19 protein-coding genes are annotated in these 21862 nt (G+C 39.4%); 4 read left to right on the top strand and 15 right to left on the bottom strand.

The annotated features are described in order from the left end of the window. Window positions 1-7 precede the first annotated feature (7 nt). The 15 genes from rplV to I5677_RS09900 form a co-directional block, all read right to left on the bottom strand. Window positions 8-391 carry a 50S ribosomal protein L22 gene (gene rplV / locus I5677_RS09970; protein ID WP_197661442.1) on the bottom strand — a complete coding sequence of 128 codons (384 nt, stop codon included), beginning with the start codon at window positions 389-391 and terminating at the stop codon, window positions 8-10. A 32-nt stretch (window positions 392-423) separates the two neighbouring features. Further along, on the bottom strand, window positions 424-702 hold the full coding sequence (gene rpsS / locus I5677_RS09965; RefSeq protein WP_197661441.1) for a 30S ribosomal protein S19: 279 nt from the start codon (window positions 700-702) through the stop codon (window positions 424-426). 199 nt (window positions 703-901) lie between these two features. Further along, complete coding sequence (gene rplB / locus I5677_RS09960; protein WP_197661440.1) at window positions 902-1744, bottom strand: 50S ribosomal protein L2; 843 nt, start codon at window positions 1742-1744, stop codon at window positions 902-904. Between the two features lie 74 nt (window positions 1745-1818). Continuing rightward, entirely contained in the window at window positions 1819-2118 is a 300-nt protein-coding gene (gene rplW, locus I5677_RS09955; RefSeq protein WP_197661439.1) for a 50S ribosomal protein L23, read from the bottom strand. Beyond that, on the bottom strand, window positions 2118-2738 hold the full coding sequence (gene rplD, locus I5677_RS09950) for a 50S ribosomal protein L4 (protein ID WP_197661438.1): 621 nt from the start codon (window positions 2736-2738) through the stop codon (window positions 2118-2120). The genes rplW and rplD overlap by 1 nt, the downstream gene beginning before the upstream one ends. A 26-nt stretch (window positions 2739-2764) precedes the next feature. Further along, complete coding sequence (gene rplC / locus I5677_RS09945) at window positions 2765-3397, bottom strand: 50S ribosomal protein L3 (RefSeq protein WP_197661437.1); 633 nt, start codon at window positions 3395-3397, stop codon at window positions 2765-2767. Window positions 3398-3616: 219 nt separating this feature from the next. Continuing rightward, on the bottom strand, window positions 3617-3934 hold the full coding sequence (gene rpsJ / locus I5677_RS09940; RefSeq protein ID WP_197661436.1) for a 30S ribosomal protein S10: 318 nt from the start codon (window positions 3932-3934) through the stop codon (window positions 3617-3619). Between the two features lie 504 nt (window positions 3935-4438). Then, window positions 4439-5770: an aspartate ammonia-lyase gene (locus I5677_RS09935; protein ID WP_197661435.1), complete on the bottom strand. Its 1332-nt coding sequence runs from the start codon at window positions 5768-5770 to the stop codon at window positions 4439-4441. A 4-nt stretch (window positions 5771-5774) separates the two neighbouring features. Next, window positions 5775-6980 (bottom strand): [FeFe] hydrogenase H-cluster maturation GTPase HydF, encoded by a 1206-nt coding sequence (hydF, locus tag I5677_RS09930; RefSeq protein WP_197661434.1) that lies wholly within the window; start codon window positions 6978-6980, stop codon window positions 5775-5777. A 57-nt stretch (window positions 6981-7037) separates the two neighbouring features. After that, window positions 7038-8459, bottom strand: a complete 1422-nt coding sequence (gene hydG / locus I5677_RS09925) for a [FeFe] hydrogenase H-cluster radical SAM maturase HydG (RefSeq protein ID WP_334298796.1) — start codon at window positions 8457-8459, stop codon at window positions 7038-7040. A gap of 52 nt (window positions 8460-8511) precedes the next feature. After that, window positions 8512-9555 carry a [FeFe] hydrogenase H-cluster radical SAM maturase HydE gene (hydE, locus tag I5677_RS09920; RefSeq protein WP_197661432.1) on the bottom strand — a complete coding sequence of 348 codons (1044 nt, stop codon included), beginning with the start codon at window positions 9553-9555 and terminating at the stop codon, window positions 8512-8514. Further along, window positions 9539-9826 carry a TM1266 family iron-only hydrogenase system putative regulator gene (locus I5677_RS09915; protein WP_197661431.1) on the bottom strand — a complete coding sequence of 96 codons (288 nt, stop codon included), beginning with the start codon at window positions 9824-9826 and terminating at the stop codon, window positions 9539-9541. The genes hydE and I5677_RS09915 overlap by 17 nt, the downstream gene beginning before the upstream one ends. A 330-nt stretch (window positions 9827-10156) precedes the next feature. Next, complete coding sequence (locus I5677_RS09910; protein WP_197661430.1) at window positions 10157-11026, bottom strand: class I SAM-dependent methyltransferase; 870 nt, start codon at window positions 11024-11026, stop codon at window positions 10157-10159. 299 nt (window positions 11027-11325) lie between these two features. Next, on the bottom strand, window positions 11326-14619 hold the full coding sequence (locus I5677_RS09905) for an InlB B-repeat-containing protein (protein ID WP_197661429.1): 3294 nt from the start codon (window positions 14617-14619) through the stop codon (window positions 11326-11328). Window positions 14620-14759: 140 nt separating this feature from the next. Continuing rightward, window positions 14760-17255 (bottom strand): helix-turn-helix transcriptional regulator, encoded by a 2496-nt coding sequence (locus tag I5677_RS09900; RefSeq protein WP_197661428.1) that lies wholly within the window; start codon window positions 17253-17255, stop codon window positions 14760-14762. A gap of 377 nt (window positions 17256-17632) precedes the next feature. On the opposite strand from I5677_RS09900, the gene I5677_RS09895 reads away from it, so the two are divergent. The 4 genes from I5677_RS09895 to I5677_RS09880 all read left to right on the top strand — a co-directional run bounded on the left by I5677_RS09895 (window position 17633) and on the right by I5677_RS09880 (window position 21781). Then, the gene (locus I5677_RS09895) at window positions 17633-18307 is read left to right on the top strand and encodes a PspA/IM30 family protein (protein ID WP_197661427.1); all 675 of its coding nucleotides are present in this window, start codon (window positions 17633-17635) and stop codon (window positions 18305-18307) included. Window positions 18308-18519: 212 nt separating this feature from the next. Continuing rightward, window positions 18520-19662 (top strand): TFIIB-type zinc ribbon-containing protein, encoded by a 1143-nt coding sequence (locus I5677_RS09890; RefSeq protein ID WP_197661426.1) that lies wholly within the window; start codon window positions 18520-18522, stop codon window positions 19660-19662. Beyond that, window positions 19659-20591: a TPM domain-containing protein gene (locus tag I5677_RS09885; RefSeq protein WP_197661425.1), complete on the top strand. Its 933-nt coding sequence runs from the start codon at window positions 19659-19661 to the stop codon at window positions 20589-20591. Before I5677_RS09890 ends, I5677_RS09885 begins: the two co-directional genes overlap by 4 nt. Before the next feature lie 200 nt (window positions 20592-20791). After that, window positions 20792-21781 (top strand): SPFH domain-containing protein, encoded by a 990-nt coding sequence (locus tag I5677_RS09880; protein WP_197661424.1) that lies wholly within the window; start codon window positions 20792-20794, stop codon window positions 21779-21781. Window positions 21782-21862: the final 81 nt, after the last annotated feature.

The following is a 21862-nucleotide window of genomic DNA, read 5'->3' as shown; positions in this document are numbered from 1 at the left end:
GCCCTCCTTATCTTTCATTAAGCACTACAGTTATATGGCACATTCTTTTCTCGATACGATAAGCAGTGCCTCGTGCTCTGGGTTGAATTCTCTTCATAATCGGTCCTTGGTTCGCGTAGCATTCTTCAATATAAAGCTTCGCAGGATCCATATTTTTAACCTCAGCATTCGCAATCGCTGACTTTAATAACTTCTCTATCACGGTTGAAGCATATCTTGGACTATATGCTAAAATACCAAGTGCTGTTTGTACATCCTTACCCCGAATGGCGTCTAAAACGAAACAAGCTTTTTGAACGGAAACTCTTGCATATGATAACTTAGCAGAAGCTCTGTTGTCCTTCACTTCATTTCTTTCTCTCTTAATCTGGGATCTATGTCCTTTCGCCATGGATAAACCTCCTTCCACTCAATGCTAATGCATTACTTTCTTGTTTTCTTTTCGTCTTTTCCATGTCCTCTATAGGTTCTGGTAGCAACAAACTCACCCAGCTTGTGCCCAACCATATCTTCTGTTACATATACGGGAACATGTCTTCTTCCGTCATGTACCGCGATTGTATGTCCAACCATCTGCGGGAAAATGGTAGAGCGGCGTGACCAGGTCTTTATAACAGTCTTATCACCGGACTGATTCATCGCATCTACTTTTTTCAATAAATGATCATCAGCAAATGGTCCCTTTTTTAGTGAACGAGCCATGTATTCTAACCTCCTTAGAATTAATGATAATTGCATTTCTTACAAGAAATCAATTATTCCTGACAAGTGAATCGGCTTTCAATTCATCTTGTATATTTGAAACTGTCATTAAATTACTCTCATAAGCAGACCGACTTACCCATCTGTCTTATATTTTAAACGGTTATTGTTTTATAATTTACACTAAACTTAGTACAACTTATTTAACAGATTTACCGTCTCTTCTTCTTACAATCATTTTGTTTGACTTCTTATTGTGCTTTCTTGTCTTAAGACCAAGAGCAGGTTTTCCCCAAGGAGTTACAGGGCCCGGACGACCGATACCTGTTCTACCTTCACCACCACCGTGAGGATGGTCATTCGGGTTCATTACGGAACCACGAACTGTAGGTCTGATACCCATATGACGCTTACGTCCTGCTTTACCTACATTGATAAGCTCGTGATCAATATTTCCTACCTGTCCTACGGTTGCTCTACAGTTAATCGGCACCATTCTCATCTCACCGCTGGGAAGTCTGAGTGTTGCATATTTTCCTTCCTTCGCCATCAGCTGTGCTGAATTACCTGCGGAACGAACCAGCTGTCCGCCTTTTCCAGGATATAGCTCAATGTTGTGGATCTGAGTACCTACCGGAATGTTAGCCAGTGGTAAACAGTTACCAACTCTTACTTCCGCTTCTGGTCCGTTCATAAGCTTTGTTCCAACAGTTAATCCGTTCGGAGCAAGGATATATGCTTTCTCACCGTCTGCGTAGTTAATTAATGCGATATTAGCAGTTCTGTTCGGATCGTATTCAATCGTTGCAACAGTTGCGGGAATACCGTCTTTTCTTCTCTTAAAATCAATAATTCTATATTTTCTTCTAGAACCACCGCCCTGGTGTCTAACAGTAATCTTACCCTGATTGTTACGGCCGGCTTTCTTATTTAAAGAAACAACCAGTGATTTCTCAGGTTTTGATGCTGTGATCTCTGTAAAATCAGAACCAGTCATGTGTCTTCTGGAAGGTGTATATGGGTTATATGTTTTAATTCCCATGATTTGCACTCCTTTCAAATAATGCAAGCGGATTTCTCTTTTTGCATCCTAATTCTTTATCTTCAACTGAAATCTTATAGTCCTGAGAAAATCTCGATCTCAGCGCTGTCAGCAGTTAACTGAACAATAGCTTTCTTGATTTTAGAGGTTTTACCTACGTTATTACCACGTCTGCGGTTCTTACCCTCTAAGTTCATTGTATTTACCTTAGCTACTTTAGCTCCGGTGAACATCTTCTCAACCGCTTCTTTAATCTGGTTTTTTGTAGCATCCGGATGCACTGAAAATGTGTACTTCTTCTCACTCATAGAGTTCATACTCTTCTCAGTAACGATCGGCTTCAGGATGACATCATAATATTTTAAATCTGCCATTATGCGTACACCTCCTCGATTTGAGCTACAGCATCCTTAGTTAATACCAAAGTATCATACTTTAAGATGTCGTATACATTAATGGAGTTTGTTAATACAGTTCTTACCTTAGGAAGATTTCTAGCAGAAAGCATTACGTTCTCATCCTTCTTATCAAGAACAATAAGCGCCTTCTCTACCTTGAAGTTGTCAAGCACTGCTTTCATCTTCTTTGTCTTAATTTCATCGAAGTTTATTTGATCTAATACTACGATCTTCTCAGCATTTACTCTGGATGTTAAGGCTGATTTAATTGCAAGAGCCTTTTCCTTCTTATTCATCTTGAAGGAATAATCTCTCGGCTTTGGAGCGAATACAACACCGCCACCCTTCCACTGAGGGGATCTGGTTGAACCCTGTCTTGCATGACCGGTTCCCTTCTGTCTCCAAGGCTTTCTTCCGCCGCCGCTTACTTCGGCACGGGTCTTAGCGCTCTGTGTTCCCTGACGCTTGTTGGCAAGCTGCGAAACAACTGCCATGTGAACTAAATGTTCATTTATCTCTACTCCGAAGACTGCATCGTTAAGCTCTAGTGTGCTAACTTTCTTGCCTTCGATATTGTAAACAGTTACATTTGCCATTTAAGTGTTCCTCCTTTCTTAAAGCTCTAGTTTGCTTTTACAGTTTCCTTCAGCATTACTAAGGATTTTTTAGGTCCCGGTACCGCACCTTTAACTAAGATGAGGTTCTTCTCTACATCTACTCTTACCACTTCAAGGTTCTGTACAGTAACCTTAACATTACCCATCTGTCCGGGCATCTTCTTACCCTTAAACACTCTACCAGGGCTGGTTGCAGCACCGTTGGAACCTGCATGTCTGTGGTATTTGGAGCCGTGTGCCATAGGTCCTCTGGATAATCCATGTCTCTTAATTGCACCTTGGAAACCTTTTCCCTTTGATTTTGCAGTAGCATCAACTTTGTCACCTTCTGCAAAGATGTCAGCCTTGATTTCCTGTCCTACTGTATAATCAGCGGAATTGTCAAACTTGAATTCTTTAAGATATCTTTTATTCGCAACACCTGCTTTTGCAAAGTGTCCTTTTTTTGGCTTGTTAACCAGAGTTTCTCTGATGTCGCCATATCCAACCTGAACTGCTGCGTATCCGTCGTTCTCTACTGTCTTAACCTGAGTTACGTAGAGGGGACCTGCCTGCAATACAGTTACCGGAATTAATACTCCGTTTTCTCCGAAAACTTGAGTCATACCGATTTTCGTTGCTAAAATCGCTTTCTTCATTTCTTTACCTCCTGTTTAATCTACAGCGGATTGCCATACGACATCACCCTATTGTGTTTTGTATAGCAATCATCCTAGATGGTCCATATACCTACATATATAAAACCCTAAGGATTTCTTCTTAATTAAATAACAACTTTTGTCTGTTCCATGATGTCTGATCATGTTTGTTTCAGCTGTTTAACAGCCGTCAAAAATATTAAGATGATTTAACGATTATTATTTTGTCTTCATCTTAATGTCAATGTACACACCTGCAGGCATTTCCAGTCTGGATAATGCGTCTACAGTCTTCTGAGTCGGTGTGATGATATCGATTAATCTCTTATGTGTTCTCTGCTCGAACTGCTCTCTGGAATCTTTGTACTTATGAACCGCTCTTAAGATTGTAACGATTTCCTTCTTAGTCGGCAACGGAACCGGTCCGCTCACCTTTGATCCTGTCTTCTTAACAGTATCGATAATTTTTCCTGCAGATTGATCGATTAAATGATGATCATACGCCTTCAATGTGATTCTCATTACTTGACTTGCCATAAAAAAAGCCGCCTCCTTTTCGCACTTAATTTCAGTACGACAAGTGGTGACTGTACACTCATCCGTGCGTATCTTCATTTTTCGTATGAATAATCCGACGACTCGGATTGAATTTCATATCTTATGAGATTTTCACACGTCTTATCTGCCCGATGGCAGAAACTCTATTGGTACAGTGACTTGTCGCCAGTTTCATAACTTGACCTTCGCTCCACGGAAAACCTGCTTCACTAAGCAGCAACCTCACGCTTCTACGCTATCAACGTCACAACATTTGATATTATACACTAAGAGAATTTCATTTGCAAGTACTTTTTTTATTTTCTTGTAACAAAAGTATCGCAAATGCAACGAGTTATAGTTCAGCTGTTTAATACATTGGTAAGACCAGATAGAAATGTAATACGTTAAGTAAGTGGACAATATATACCATGGATATTATTGCCTTACTTCTTAAAAAATATGAATAGCACTTTAAAAATTTGGGGTGAGCTGCAGTACCCCTTATAGTTCAGTCTTTTTTGCATTTTCCAGTATCTCTTTTGCCTTTTTTATATCCCCTTCTGATTCTTTAATGATATCATTTACCCTGTCATATCCTAATGAGTGTGTATATGCTGTGGCAAAAGCATAGGACTGATCCAAGAGCTCCTTACATCTTTGTTTATTTGGAATAATAAGTTCGATACATTTTGTTCGAAATAGCTCCGTCGCATTCGTCAAAAGCTCCAAATTTTCCAGAAGCGAATCCGCAATCAATGGCAAAAAGGCATTCAATTCAAATTCACCATGTGAAGCTGCCATTGAAATGGCAGTATCATTACCCATTACCTTCATTGAAACCTGCATGACCATTTCAGGTATTATAGGATTAACCTTACCGGGCATGATAGTACTGCCCAACTGTAGTGGCATAAGCGTAATTTCGGACAGACCTCCTATTGGTCCTGAATTCATAAGACGCAAATCATTAGATATTTTCATCAAATTCACAGCTAATGCCTTTATTAATCCGGACACCTCAATAAATACATCATTGTTCTGGGTGATATCCATCGGATACTCGGCTGATGCAAGACCTATACCTGTTAATTCCCTTAGTTTTTCTATTACCTCAAACCGATATTTTTTTTCTGCATTATTACCGACTCCTACAGCAGTTCCTCCAATATTTACTTGCCGAAGCCGCTCCTCCACTTTATATAACCGCCAGCGGTCTCTTGCAATTGCTTGGGCATAAGATCCGAATTCCTGCCCGAGAGTTATGGGAACGGCATCCATAAGTTCTGTTCTCCCAAGCTTATGAATGTCTTCATACTCTCTTTCCTTATTTTGGAGTGCTTGCTGTAACTTGGCGCAGTTTTCACTTAGTTTACGTAGCATATGGATAGCTGTAATACGAAGCGCTGTTGGATAAACATCATTCGTAGATTGTCCGCGGTTTACATCATCAAGGGGATGGATTATATCGTATCTGCCATAATCAAAACCAAGTTTATGAAGTGAAAGATTCGCAATCACTTCATTCACATTCATATTGGTAGATGTCCCTGCTCCACCTTGAAGTGCCTCCGTTACAAAAGCTTCTTCTGCTTTTCCTGATAAAATAATATCGCAGGCTTTAATAACCGCTTCGTAAACACCATCTTTTCCGATACCAAGCTTTTTATAGCTCAAAGCAGCAGCTTTTTTAACTGTTACAATCGCATGAATTAGTTGCCTATTTGTCTTTTTACAATTCAGGGCAAAGTTATCAATTGCCCTAGCTGTCTGAATACCATAAAGTGTTTCCTCTTCCAATTTTATTGTACCGATTTTATCTTTTTCAATACGCATAAGCCTATTCCTCGATTTCTGCAAGAATATGCGGAAACATTGATATGCTTCGTTTTAGAATGCCCTGCATATAAGCAATCAGGATACCGTAATTGGTGATCGGCACCTGCTGATCTTTGGCGCAACTCTGACGGTATTTCATTTCTCTTTCATTCAACATGCACCCGCCGCAATGGACAACAAGCTTGAAACAGGACAGGTCATCGGGAAACTCTGTCCCGGAGGTAAACTCAAAGTTTATCTGTTTTTTAGTATGATTTTTTATCCATCTTGGAAGCTTGACAGTACCAATATCATCGCATTGCCTATGATGTGTACATCCTTCTGAAATGAGGATAGTATCGCCATCCTGTAGGGTCTCCAATACTTTTGCTCCTTTAACTACAGTTTCCAGACTGCCTTTATATCGGGCAAATAAAATAGAAAATGAAGTCAGCCAGATATCCCCCGGTGTATCAGCCGAAACTTTTGAAAATACCTGACTGTCGGTTATGACAAGCTTCGGTTTTTTTCCCAGGTTTTCCAGTGTTTCACGAAGTTCATATTCCTTCACTACTATGGCAGTAGCATCAGCTTCCAAAACATCTCGTATCGTCTGTTGCTGTGGCAAGATCAGACGCCCCTTAGGTGCGGCTTTATCAATGGGTGTAACCAACACAACAAAGTCCGAAGGATTTAATAGGTCACCTACTATTTTAAGCTTAGGTTCCTCCATAACTGCGAAAGTTGCAATCATCTCTTTTAAACTGTTAATATGATAACCGGTTTTAGCACTTACATATATTTCATTACTGTTATCAGCTTGAATATCCCCAATCAGATCAGATTTGTTATAAACTACGATATAATTTATATTTTTATTTATAAATAGCTTAATAAGTTCTTCCTCCTCAATAGTTGTACCATATGCAGCATCAATCACTAATACTGCAATATCCGTTTTATTTAGAACCTGACGGGTTTTTTTCACCCGCAGTTCTCCCAAAGAGCCTTCATCATCAATCCCGGGAGTATCAATAAGCATTACCGGTCCTAATGGGAGCAGCTCCATGGCTTTGAATACAGGATCCGTCGTTGTACCTTTTATATCGGATACAATGGCGAGGTTCTGGCCTGTGACAGCGTTTACAATACTCGATTTACCTGCATTTCTCTTACCGAAGAATGCAATATGTATACGGTTTGCAGATGGTGTATCATTTAATCCCATTTATTCCTCCATTCCTGCATAGCTTTTCTATGCACTTGTAGTTTGTACCAGTGATGTTTAAAATCTAAAATCTCGGCCACCATTGCCGATATCGATGAGATTTTTCTTTGCAATCTCCTTCACCTTTTCATTGGGAATATCCTCTATTTCCCTTTTGATAAGTGCTTGACCAATCTTTTTTGTCTCAGGCGTAGCGTAGTCCTCCAGATATTCCTTCAATGTCATCAGCGCATTGGGGTGACAACAATTTCGTATTTGTCTGCTTTTACATAGATTCATAAACCGGTCACCGGTTCTACCCTCTCTGTAGCAGGCGGTGCAAAAACTAGGAGTATATCCCAATTCCATCAGCCAACGAACTACTTCATCTAGTGTTCTTTTGTCACTTAAGTCAAATTGAGCAGAATTTTCATCTTCCTCTTCTGGTTTGCTGTAACCACCAACACTTGTTTTCGATGCACCACTGATTTGCGAAATGCCTAAATGGAGTGTCCGTTCCCTACATTCCTTACTTTCCCTTGTGGATACGATCATGCCCGTATAGGGTAAAGATATACGGATACAAGCTATTATTTTGGCAAAAATATTATCATTGATGCTGTTATGAAAAGCAGTCGGATCGATATCGTCAGCAGGACGAATTCTCGGTACACTAATAGTATGAGGTCCTACTCCGAATACAGATTCAAGATGTTCTGCATGCATCAGTAATCCAATAAATTCATAACGGAATAACTCCAGTCCGAATAATACGCCCAAACCTACATCATCAATACCACCAAGCATAGCTCTATCCATTGCTTCGGTATGATAGGTATAATCGTGCTTCGGACCCGTAGGATGTAATTTTTCATAACTTTCTTTATGGTAAGTCTCTTGAAACAGAATATAGGTTCCGATTCCTGCGTCCTTTAGTTTTTTATAATTTTCAACTGTTGTTGCAGCAATATTGACATTAACGCGTCTGATTGCACCATTTTTATGCTTAATGCTGTAAATTGTATCAATACATTCCAGAATGTATTCAATCGGATTGTTAATTGGGTCTTCGCCAGCTTCTAATGCAAGTCTTTTGTGTCCCATATCCTGAAGTGCGATAACTTCTTGCCGGATTTCATCCTGTGTCATTTTTTTCCTTGTAATGTGTTTGTTCTTCAAGTGATATGGACAGTATACACAACCATTTACGCAATAATTGGAAAGGTATAACGGTGCAAACATTACGATACGGTTACCATAGAACTCATTTTTAATTTGTTCTGCCAAAGCATAGATTTCTTTGTTTTTCTCTTCAATTTCGCAATCGAGTAAAACTGCTGCTTCTTTGTGAGAAAGCCCCTTTAATTGTTTTGCCTTTTCAAGGATGCTGTCAATCAGTTGAACATTAGTTTTATTAGCATTCGCATATTCTAATGTATTAAGAATCTCCTCATGCGATATAAATTCCTCTGCTTTTGATGATTTTGGATTGTACACGATAAATCTCCTTTCTTTAATGGGTCAGAAGCTTCTTCCCCTTCAGAATACTATTCTAATGGATTGATTTGTGATCTCCACGGGAGACCGATAAATGATAGCCTATACTTTCCATGCGCTTTTGCATGCAAAATCTGCATTCAGCAGCTTCATCTCCTGTACAGATTTTGTTGTCGTAGAGCATATATTTCTTCCTTACATTCGTCGGCGACAGATTGGGCATAACGACATTAGCCCCTGCAAGTATCCCCTGTTCTCTTCCTTTGGGGTGAATTGTCCCAAGGGCAGTAGTCGCTGGGAGCAAAACAGTTGGGAGCATTAAACGGATTAAGCCAAGCATAAATAAGGTTAATTCAAGCGTTCCTGCAGCAAAGTCTGCAAAAGGTGTATCATGATGCGGTATAAATGGACCGATTCCTACCATATGAGGATTAAGCTCCTTCATAAATACCATATCTTCCACCAGACAATCGGTCGTTTGAAACGGAGATCCAACCATGAACCCACAGCCCACTTGATAGCCTATTTCTTTTAATTGATAAAGACACCTTTTTCTATTTTCAAGAGACATCCCTGCGGGATGTAGTCTGCTATAATGTCCTTCGTTTGCCGTTTCATGCCTAAGCAGATAACGGTCGGCACCCGCCTCGTAAAATGCTTTATATGTATCGTAGCTTTTCTCACCCAGAGACAGTGTTATCGCACAATCCGGATAACTACTTTTTATGGTATGTATGATATCAATCATTTTTTCATCCGAATAATATCCATCCTCACCTCCCTGAAAGACAAAGGTACGAAAACCCAATTCATATCCTATAGTGCAGCAATCAAGTATCTGCTCTTTTGACAAACGATACCTTTCCACCTTCAAATTGCTTTTGCGGATTCCGCAGTAATAGCAATCATTTTTACAATAATTTGTAAATTCTATTAACCCTCGCATATAGATATCGTAACCGTAATTTTCAACCCGAACCGCTCTTGCCCTTTCAAACAGATATTTTAAAATCTCCGGACTTCGGTTATCTATTAATTTTTTGAATTCTATCGGTGAAAGTGTTTGTGTTTTATAAAGTTTATCAATAAGCTCTTTCATCGGCTTCCTCCCCTTTACTCTTACCAAACACCTTAGAAAACGCTGTCTTTGTACTGATCCCCGGAAGCTTTCCCAATTTTCCGGAAAGAGCACTTATAATATCCTGAGGCGCATCAACCGCAATGCTTATTATATTAATATTCTTTTCACGGTAGGGCAGTCCCATTCTGCCTATAATGTATTTACTATAATCATGTAAAATGTCATTCATTTTATCAATTGAAAAACTGTTTTCAACTATAATTCCGATAACAGCTACTCTGGTTTCCATTAATATATACCTCCTTTTAAAGAGAACAAACTTGTTTGTTCTTTATTCATCACATTTATCTTCGCAGACAGAACAAAGAATGTGTCCTTGGCTCATCCTACATAACGTTTTTATTGTGTAGAACGTACTTTTGTTGCAATAAAAATGCGCCTGAAAAGGCGCAGAATAATAATTATTAATTATATTAATAACTTTAATTGCTGTACCTTTCACCTCATAACTTGTATTTGGTGTCAGAAATATTTTTGTTAATGCTTTGCCTAAAGAGATTTCTTAAGACTTAGCATATTTAATATATTATACACTCATAGGCTTATCAATATTTACATTTTATATGTTACACTCCCACCGTCCAGAAGCTCCACACGGTAATACAAACCCGTTTTCCGATACCGGTAACCCTATCTCATCAGATACTACAGTCCCCCCGAATTTTTTACCCAACTCCTGTGAAAGCATATAGGATAAAACCCCGGGCTGCAAACCGGTGGTATATGAATTTATTAAAAAGAATAACGGTTCCTTCGTTAAAACTTTGGTACATAACTGTACAAACGGATGGATACTGTCTTCAATTTTCCATATCTCCCCCTTAGGTCCTCTACCATAGGAGGGTGGATCCATTATGACTGCATCATAATGATTTTCCCTGCGGATCTCTCTCTCAACAAATTTCACACAATCATCTACGATATAACGAATTGGCGCATCTGCAAGTCCTGATGCCGCAGCATTTTCCTTCGCCCAGGTTACCATCCCCTTAGAGGCATCGACATGGGTAACGGCTGCCCCTGCCTTAGCCGCTGCCAAGGTGGCTCCTCCGGTATATGCAAATAAATTAAGCACTTTGATCTGTCTGCCTTTTACACTTCTGATTTTTTCCGAAAACCAATCCCAGTTAACCGCTTGTTCCGGAAACAGTCCGGTATGTTTAAAGCTAAAGGGTTGTAGATGAAAGGTTAGTTCTTTATAGGATATATCCCATTGCTTAGGTAAATTAAAAAATTCCCATTCTCCACCACCCTTGGAGCTTCTATGATAATGGGCGTTTCTTGACTTCCAACCCTTATGCTGTCTTGGGGTATCCCAAATCACCTGAGGGTCAGGTCGAACCAGAATATAATCCCCCCATCTCTCTAATTTTTCTCCTTTAGAGGTATCAATTACTTCGTAATCGTTCCAGTCATCTGCTGTCCACATAATATTCTCTCTTTCTAATTACAATTCTTTTAACTAGTTTAACCGGCTATATTAATCTTACTTATTAATCTGTAGTCATTATTCTATAAGTAAGGCTTCAGCGTTATCACATAGCAATGTCTTTTCTATCTATACAAAGGTTTCTTCCTATTATAAACTAGCTTATGGTTATTTACAACTTTTATCCATAAAATTAACTCTTAATCTTATTTGTTAATGGATAATATCTTTCTGTGGACAGTTGTAATAAAATTGGAAATGAAAGAAGATGGAGTTCTTTACACAATATTTTGGGTTACTTATCTAAATTTGATCTGTTTCGTAAGCTGCCATAAATCATATCTTAAATTCCATATTTTCTTATAAGGACCCTTGGAAGTTAGATAATACCAATTACCCTTATCATCCTTCTTCCATCCGGTTTGCATCACTCCGTCGGAATTAAAATAATATAGATTATCATCGATGATACACCATCCAACCAAGGGTTCACCCTCTTCATAACAAAACCATTGACCCTCATCATCCATTACCCATCCCTGCGTTATTGGTATGATCTCTTCCGGTTCAGACACCGGCTGTATAACATCGGAGTTATCGTTACCTCCTCCGGAGGGTCCTTCGTTGCTATTTGCAATCCACTTAGCATAAACGGTTATAGAGGCGTTTACGATTGTTTGGGCGGTAAATGATGTTCCTGTTCCATTTATCCCAGTATACCATCCGTTAAATATATAACCCGTTCTGGTAGGAGGATCCACCCAGTTGGCACTACCTATACACTCTCCTGCCTGCACTGTTCTGGACGTATATATATTGCCGTCATTGAGGAATGTAATCCCATGGCTGTCAACCGTGGACGCTTCAAATATTGCTTTTACGGTTACCGATTGATCCGGCATGATAAAGGTATCCCCTTGAATACTTAAGGTGTTAGGACTGATAACCTGCCATTCTTTAAAGCGATAGCCGATATTTGGAGTAGCACTTAGAGTGATGGCTGCTCCAGAAACCGCAGAAGCAGGAGAAGCACTTCCCGTACCACCCCCATCATCTAAGACAATAACACGTTCTATATTGGGCACTTCACCGGTATTAACCTGTATGATTTGAAAGTCTGCCACATTACCGGAATTATCCGTTGCTCCTATCAATACCCCATAGTTCCCCTCCTGTAGATTTTCTATCGTAAAATCATACTGCGTTTGTAATCTATTTTCTATAGCAGGTTCCAAATTTATTATGTTAGTCATATCGGAGCCGATGGTACAGATAACCTGATCGATTCCCGCTACCATGTCGGTAACAGTTACATCTATTCGTGAGGCAGAGGCATCGTAATTCGTGTAAATAGATGGTTTTGTTTTGTCGACTATCACAGCCTGTGCATTGATGAGTGTGGTAGCTCCATCTGGGTATACAGCTCTTACAAAAACATGTCCCTTAAAGTCCGGGTCAATCTTTAAGGTACTACCTTGATTCCAGGTACCATCCATATTAAACTCATCCTCTAAAGCCACCATCTGATATTCATAGCGACTTATTGTATCATCATAAAATGATAGTGTTACTTCTATGGAATCCTGATAGAATAATTCATAGGTCGTACTACCCTGAACTCTCTTGATCGGACTTTGCTTGATTAAGATATCAACTACAGGTAATTTAATGACTTCGATAGGCACAGCTATATCTGTTATACCTCCTTTACCATCACTGACAGTAACCACCATAAATGTGTTCCCAACATCAATACCGTTAATCGTAACTTGCCCTTTATCAAAGCTTATCTGCGCTATCTTACTATCCGGTAAACTCTTAATATCTATAATTGAAAGTGTATCCTTATCTTCATCTGACGCTATTTCGAAAGCACATAAGGTTTCACTCCTTCCACCAGGTAACAGTTCCAATACCGGCACAGGATTATTAGCAACTGGAGGATGATTGTCTTTGATAACTGTAACCGTGGCGGTTCCTGATTTTGTATTGTTCTCCTTTGATACTGCTTCCACCGTAAGTTCTGTCGCCGTTTCATCCGAGGCTATGGTCAATACACCGAGATCGCTTATTCTAGTGGCACTGCTATGATTACCTGAAACACTCCAATCAACCATCTGTGAAGGATAATTCGTGCCTTCTACCAAAGCAGTGAAAGATTGCATGTTACCTGTCCTTAAAACAGCATAATCGGGAGTGACCGTGACTTCTGTGATAACAGCCGGAACCTTGTATACCATTACTTCGCTTGGTGATCCTCTAAATATGTATGGCGGTATCGGCAAAGATAGCGAAACACTGATATTACCTTGAGTCAAGACAGCATCCAAAGCAATTGACCAATTGGTTCCTTCTCCGATCAACGCTCCTTCGTATACCTCACCCGAAATGCTTGAAATAGTAATGTTATCTTTTGATAAGCCAGCAATTGGTGTGTCAAAAACCAGATCAATACGAGTAGAGGTTACTGTATCCATCGATCCGTCTGCGCTCACAGATAGCAGAGTAACTTCGGTTGGATTCGTATAGCCACTTGAAGAATTTAAAAAAACCATACTTTCCGGGCTGGAAGATAGTACCGGGTAGTTCACTCTATCGCTTCCGGAAAGATATTGTCCCCATATTTGTGATGGCTGATTTTCTTGAAGTAGATATGCAACTTCACCATTATGAAAAGCAGCCTCCGATTTCTCTGAACAATTTAAAAACCTTTCTTCCCCATTAATGGCGATCGGCGTACCCTCAAGACAATACCCAGTTTCAATATACCCCTCATTCGTATTAGCAATTCCTCCGGCCTTATAACTTGATACAATCTTACCTATACTGTAACAATTTGTGATAATTGCATCGCTTAAATTTCTTCCGACAATTCCCCCTGGCCTTCGCCCACTGATATCACCATGATTGTAGCAGTTTTGTACCATACCGGTATTGCCACCGGCAATACCACCAATATCGCTTCCGTTTCCACTTATTTTACCTAAATTATAGCATTCGGTTATGGTTCCGTTACCATTCCATCCGGTAATCCCACCCACATAGGATATCCCGATTTCCAGTGCTGTAATTTCCACCTTATTTATACATCCGGATATGCTTCCATGGTTATCTCCTACAATCCCACCAAGAATTTTTAAACCACTTATATAACCATCTACAGTCACATTCTTTACTGTACCGGAGCGAAGGATACAGCCAAACAAACCCTGGTATGTAATAAGCGGATCATCTGCATATATCCCACTGATTACATGGTGATTACCTTCAAAAGTGCCATTGAACGGTAGTTCATATGCATGACCAATTGATTTCCATGGGCGCCGTATCGAAGATGTAAAATCATTCAGTACAATATCAGCTTCCAAAGTTATGGTTTTATACTTAAAGTCATTACCTTCATTCACAAGCTTGGCAAGACCCGCTAGTTGTTCAGCAGTATAAATAGCAAAAGAAGTATCCGTGTCGTTATACCAGCTGGTATCAGCTGTACCGTCCCAAACGAAAGAGTCAGCCTTTGGCTCAGTTTGTGGCAGCAATCCAAACAACATTACAACCGTCAAAAAACCTGTTATTATTTTCTTCAAATTCATTGATCGTTCTCTCCTTTTGTTTAATTATCCAAGATAACCAACATAAGTACTTTAATCCTTACACGAAAAAAAGTCCCCTACACCCTAAAAGTATAAAGAACTTTTTGTTTAAAAAACAGGTAGCCAAATGTCTACTTTTTTCAAAGTAAACCTCTTTCTTTCGACTTATGAACTGCTGATATTTTATTATCAACTTCTAACTTTCTATATATATTTCCCAAATGCTTCTTAACTGCTGCTATAGAAAGAAAGAGACGATTAGCAATTTCTTTCTGTGTCATACCAAGCGCAAGAAGACTTAGAACCTCTTTTTCCCGAACGGTTATTGTTAACCTTCCGTTTTGCACGTTGTCTATCCCTTTACTGTATTTTTTACCCTTTATAATCAGCCTTTTTAATAACCTAGTATCCAGTCTATCGTCCATTTCCAGCTTTTCAAGCATCGGCAATATGTAATCAGAGTTTTCAATAAAGGGCATTATGATCTTGTCCCTCCAAGCCTCCTCCAGAGCAGGTATTAACACCTTCAAACCTTCTTCCATACCATATAGCTTGTATCTTGCTACACAAAGATAAACTGCATTATGAAGCAATCCCAATTGATTATTCAGATATCCATAACAGTCTAAGAAGCTCTCACACATAGCCTCAAGCTCTATGTACCGCTCTTCCAGTAATGCTGCTTTTCCTGCAAGGATACATGGGAAGGCCATTCCTCGATACATAAATACTCCACCAGAAAGATCACATTCCTTTAACCAATCCGGTATATCCTGAGGTCGTTTGAGACATCCGTATATATAGGCACAAATCAGTTCCAGCATTGTACTAAATACAGCTTTTCTGTTAGCGGTAAGTTCCGGGAATTGTTGATCGAACCATACTTCCATCTGCTCCAATAACCGTATTGCCTGATGCGCATCTCCTTCCAGCAATGTGGCTCTGATTTGAACGTATTTAGCAGCCATAATAATATCCGTTTGCTTCTCAATTCCTGCCTTAATTATTGCTTTGTCAGCAGACAACAATGCTTCAGCCGAATCCCCTGTTTCAAGGAAAAATTCCGCTAAAGCCAACTCCTTAACCCCTGTACCACAGCCTCCGAAAACCTTAGGAGGAAAACCTGCTTGAATTAGATCAACAATCCTTTTTAACTCACCGGCTTTCCTGTAATAAGTATACAAAACATGAGGAATTCCCATCAAGAATTCATTATCTTTGTATATTACCCAGGAAGCACTGCCATCCAACAATTCATTGGCTTTATTGGCATGTTCGATCATTTTTTCAGCATCATTAATGACCGTAAGAATCTTGAGTATCTGTATTTCTCCCAGGATACGGTTATTTAAATAATCCGGCAAAGTACCTTCTCCCGCATAATGACTCTCAAGGACCTCCATTAGTTCCATACCTTTCCCTGCAAGGTCATTATCTCCGCTCAAAAGAAATGTACAGGCAAATTGAAGCATCGGCAATGGGTAGCGTATGATAAGCTCACAAGGTAGTTCTTTGTATATCTGGGCGAAAGTTACCATAGATATATATCCTATGTCAAGTTTTTGCACTCTGTTAATATACTCAAATAACTCCTCAATTTTATCAGCACGATTATAATAAACAAATGCTTCTGCTATGTTGTCCTGTTCTAAAAACCACTGCCCTGCTCGATAACAAACCAACTTTAAATCAATACCATAGAGACTTACCGTATTTCGTAAAAAATTTAATAGTACATTATGAAAGCGGTAAATGCCGGTATGCCGATCATACTCAATGAGAGCATTCTGTTCTACCAAAGTTGTAAGTATCTCCGGTACCTTTGGTCTATCTAATATCCTACTGGCCTGTACTAACGAAAACTGGTCCAACACTGATAATTCCAGTAAAATACCCTTGGCATCTTCCTCTAAAGCTGCAAACAGATTATCTTTTACAAGACAGGTTATATCCGTAATTTCTGTTAGGGGATGTCCCTGTTCAAGCCCTACCAGTAGTAAATATCCGGCCGAAATCCAACCCTTGGTATAATGGTATACCTGAAGCAGCTCTTCAGGCTTCACTTTAAAACCGACCACCCTACAGTATTCCTGTAATTCCGTTAGATTAAAAGCCAATAGGTTGGTTTCCAATTCTATGCACAAGCCCTTAGATAACAACTCAGAACGATTGAAGGGCGGCCGGGAGCGGGATATGATTACAATATGAAGGTCTGGAATTTCTTCTAACGTAAGCAGCTCTATCAATCTATTAACATGGACATTACCTTGAATGAGATGATAATCATCCAGCACCACGATTAGCTCCTTACTCTTAAGAAGCTCCCTTATCCTTTCAATAAATAATGTCCTCTGACGGACATCCGTGGGAAAACCAGTTCTTTCCATTCTTTCCATAGTTATGGGATAAAACTGGTCTATTGCCCGGCAAACCTTATGCCAAAATACTGTTTCATCTCCATCGCTGCCTTGTAAAGATATCCAAACACATTGTTTTCGATTACTCTCCAAGTAAGTACGTACCGCTGTGGTTTTTCCATAGCCCATAGAGGCGGAAAGGATTGTCAAAGGATACTCATTGATTGCTTCCAGAGCTTTGTTAACACGTTCACGTATTAAAATGTTTCTAACCTTCATACTGGTATCACATCCTATATATTAATGCTAAAAACTCTAAGTTTTTTATAATATTTCCCTTTATTAATCTAAGTTCTAATCCAAGCACCCACGGATGAATTGAAATATAAATTATATTATCTATCATACATAATATAACAATCTCTATGGTAATATGTGGATAATATTTATTATACCATACAATTTTACAATTATAGCAATCAAATTATATTTTTCTTCACTAATATAAGCTTTATCATTCTCTCATTATTCTAACCATAATTTAACTTGACGTTGCCCTCAAATCATAATACACTTGTAACTGTAATAACTTAACAGTAACGGTCTGATTAAGCTTAACCAACAGACCCAAAACAATATATGGAGGGATGATTAATATGGGAATTTTAACAAGATTTAGAGACATTATGTCCAGCAACATTAATGCACTACTGGATAAAGCGGAAGATCCTGAAAAGATGATTGACCAATGCCTTAGAAATTTAAATTCTGATCTTGGAAAGGTAAAATCAGAGACTGCCGCTATTATGGCTGAGGAACAAAGAGCGAAAAGAGCTCTTGAAGAATGCGATGAAGAAATTGCAAAGATGCAAAATTATGCTATAAAAGCATTGGAATCAAACAACGAGAACGATGCAAGAAAGTTCTTAGAGCAGAAGGCTTCCCTGACGGCAAAGCAGCCCGGTCTGAAAGAGGCATACGATCTTGCCAGCTCCAATGCGGCACATATGCGCCAGATGCATGATAAATTGGTGAACGACATCAACGAACTTGAATCTCGTAAGGATATGATTAAAGGAAAACTTGCTGTTGCGAAAACCCAGGAGCGTATCAACAAGATGGGTTCTTCCGTCGTAAATGCCAATAATTCTATGGCTAGCTTTGCAAAATACGAAGAGATGGCTGACAGAGCACTGGATAAGGCGAATGCCATGGCAGAACTTAACCGTTCCTCTTCCGATCAGACAATTGAAGATTTATCTAAAAAATATGCATCCGATACATCGGTAGATGATGAGTTAGCCGCTTTAAAAGCAAGCCTGAATAAGTAAAAAACATATTCATATATTATGGTTGAAACGAGTCCACTGTAACGTCCATCCCGGGCAAACCCCATTATCACAAATAAGCGAATTGGCAATCCCTAATTTGTTGTGAGACATGGACAATACAGTGGATTTCTATATGAAACATTATAAATAAATGAATACACTATTATTTTTAATAAATACTATAAAATCAGGCAAGGAGGTCAGCCAAAGAAATGGTAGTACATTATAAATGCCCTAATTGTGGAGCTGACATGGCTTTTGACAGTGAAACCGGCCTGCTCCGCTGCGATAGCTGCGGCAGAACGGATAATATAGAAAAAATGGCAGGGGAAAAACAGCCTCCCTCCGGCGGTACGGTTACCTACGATATGAGTGAGGAAGATAAAAGAGCCGCGGAAGCTGCCTTTGAAAAAGATTACGAGGATGATAAGGATGAAGATACACCGGCACACCATGCTACTTTTACCGGTAATGAAGCTACCGAATATCATTGTAAGAACTGCGGTGCTGTCTTAATAACCGATACACAGACGACCGCAACCACCTGTAACTTCTGTGGCGCCGGAGTTGTATTAAGCGATCGATTGAGTGGTAGCCTGGCACCGGTTAAGGTAATTCCCTTCACCATTAATAAAGCACAGGCACAGGAAGCCTTTATTAAATGGTGTAAGAAAGGGCGCCTTACTCCAAAGGATTTTATGAATGCCGATCGTATCAAAAATATTACAGGACTCTATGTTCCTTTTTGGCTTTATGATCTGAATGGTCGTGGAGAAGCAGAAGCAACCTGTACCCGTGTCCATACTTATACCAGAGGTGACTGGATTTATACAGAGACAAAATATTACTATGTATATCGTAAAGTCGACCTAAACTATCTCCGCATTCCCTGTGATGCATCGAAAAAAATGGACGATTCCATGATGGATAAATTGGAACCGTATCATTACGATAACCTAAAAGACTTTAATATGCCTTATCTGGCTGGATACATTGCTGAGAAATACGATTATGATGATCAGAAGTTGTTACCCAGAATGAAAGAACGGGTTAACTCCTATGTGGAAAATTATATCCGTTCCACCATCTCCGGCTATACAACAGTATCCTTTCATCGTAAGGATATCAACATCCGGCAAAAACGAGCCGATTATACCCTTCTTCCTGTCTGGATGGTATGCTATGATTATAAACAGGCCGAGCATAACTTTGCGATGAACGGACAAACCGGTAAAATTGTTGGTAAGCCACCGCTTAGTGCGAAAAGAATCGCTGCCTGGTTTCTTGGAATCTCAACCGGTACTTTTGCAATCCTTCGAATACTGACTATGCTTTTGGGAGGTGGTTTGTCATGATAAACTTAATAAAAAGCAAATCCTTACTTCTTATACTTTTTGCCTTCGCCTTAATCAATGTAGTCATTATTAACAGTGCTTCTTCTAATACATCCGCTTCCGAAACGGAAAATAATCAACGTATCTATGATAAAGCTGGGCTTTTGTCCACATCCGAATATGAGGACCTGGAACAGCTGTGTATAGAATATGGCGAAGATGCAGGGATTGATATCTATATCTTAACCCATAATGATTCAGATTCAGTTTATCCCGAAGCATATATCGAAAATTTTGAAGATACTTTGCCTGTAGGTGACAGAGTCTATTTTCTCTATGATAAATATAGGGGTGAGATCTTTATCGAAGGATATGGCCTGGCTGAGACTTATATTCACAGCAAAAGAATTGACCTTATATTTGATCAGATGATGACCGACTTAAGGGCAAAGGCTTTCTATGATGCCTTTAAGACCTATATCAGTCTATCGGCTTCCTATATGAAGGATGATTTCGAAATAAACGAAGATCATGATTACAGCTATAGCTCTGAATATCAATCTGAAACAGAAAAATCCAATTATAGTAATGGTAGTGAATCCTATGATTACGATTCTTATTATGATGAACCGCGTACTCCAAAGGAAGAAAGTATCCTTACGAACCTCTGGTTCCAAATCATCGCCTCCCTTGTGATCGGAGCAATCGTAGTCGGAACCATGGCATACAATTCCGGAGGAAAAATGACGGTTCAAGGTAACAACTATATTGATCCCGGCCATTCCGGATTAATCGGGCGAAGAGACCAATATATCCGAACAAGAGTTACCCGGGTCAGAAAGCCGACACAAAATAACAATTCCGGACGAGGCGGCTTTAATGCAGGAGGCTTCCGTGGTGGTGTTTCCTTAGGAGGACGTTCACATAGCTCCGGAGGAAGAAAGCTATAATTTCTATAGCTTCGATAAATTAATAGTTCCATGTAAGATATTCCCACTTTAATCGAAGCGCATATGTCCGAATTAATCATCCACTTCAATATTAATTATGTCTAGAACGTTGGTTTTTTCAATAATTTCGTATATAATAGAAATCAAATAGATAATTATATAACCTTATAATTTTAAATATTAAGTCGGGAGGTAACATAATGGGACTCTTTTCAAAACAATTTGCCAACGTTGTTGAGTGGCAGGAATTTCGTGATGATATGATTTTTTATAAATGGAATAATGATGAGATCAAACGGGGAAGCCGCTTAATCATTCGCCCGGGACAGGATGCAATATTCCTATATAACGGTAAAATAGAAGGTATTTTTAAAGACGAAGGTGATTATGATATAGAATCACAGATCGTCCCTTTCCTATCTACCTTAGCCGGTTTTAAGTTCGGATTTAACAGCGGAATGCGAGCTGAAGTTCTCTTTGTTAATACAAAGGAGTTTATTGCAAAATGGGGGACCAAAAATGCTATTAACATTCCGACTCCCCAGTTACCGGGCGGAATGCCCATCAGGGCTAACGGCACCTTTACCTTTAAGGTGACGGATTATGTAAAATTGATTGATAAAATCGCTGGGATAAAAGACAGTTACATGGTAGAGGATGTAAGACTACGAATCGTGACCGTGTTGGATCAACTTCTTATGAAATGGATTTCAAAGGAAGGCAAAGACATGTTTAATCTTCAAGCCAACTCCTTTGATATCGCAGCGGGAATTCGAACTGATCTGGATATGCAGATATTTGATACCGGCTTATCTGTTACCGGTTTTAACATTATGAGCTTTACTTATCCGGAAGAAATCCAGGCAATGATTAACAAGAATGCTTCCCATAGCATGGTGGGAGATTTAGGCCGTTATCAACAGGTAGCCATGACGGAAGGAATCACCTCCGGTAATGTTAAGGGTGGCGGAATGGCTTCTGATATGGCAGGCATGATGATGGGTATGAATATGGCAAATCAGATGATGCAGAATATGAATCAAATGAATAACACAAATCAATCACAGGGTCAATCTAATAATAACGGTCAGACACCGGCATCCGGCTCTAAGCCGAACTTTTGTCCAAACTGTGGACAAAAAACCGGAGAAGCCAACTTCTGCCCTAATTGTGGGCAAAAATTAGTATAGGTTATAATATTATTATTGTTTATAAACTGATTGAGCGGACTTAAATAGTCTGCTCTTTTTTGTTTATTCCAACTCATAACA

Origin of the sequence: Mobilitalea sibirica (genome assembly GCF_015999265.1) — a bacterium.
In the GTDB taxonomy this organism is placed as follows: domain Bacteria; phylum Bacillota; class Clostridia; order Lachnospirales; family Lachnospiraceae; genus Mobilitalea; species Mobilitalea sibirica.
The sequence above is the reverse complement of the archived record's forward strand: the minus strand, read 5'-3'. Positions and strand labels throughout refer to the sequence as shown.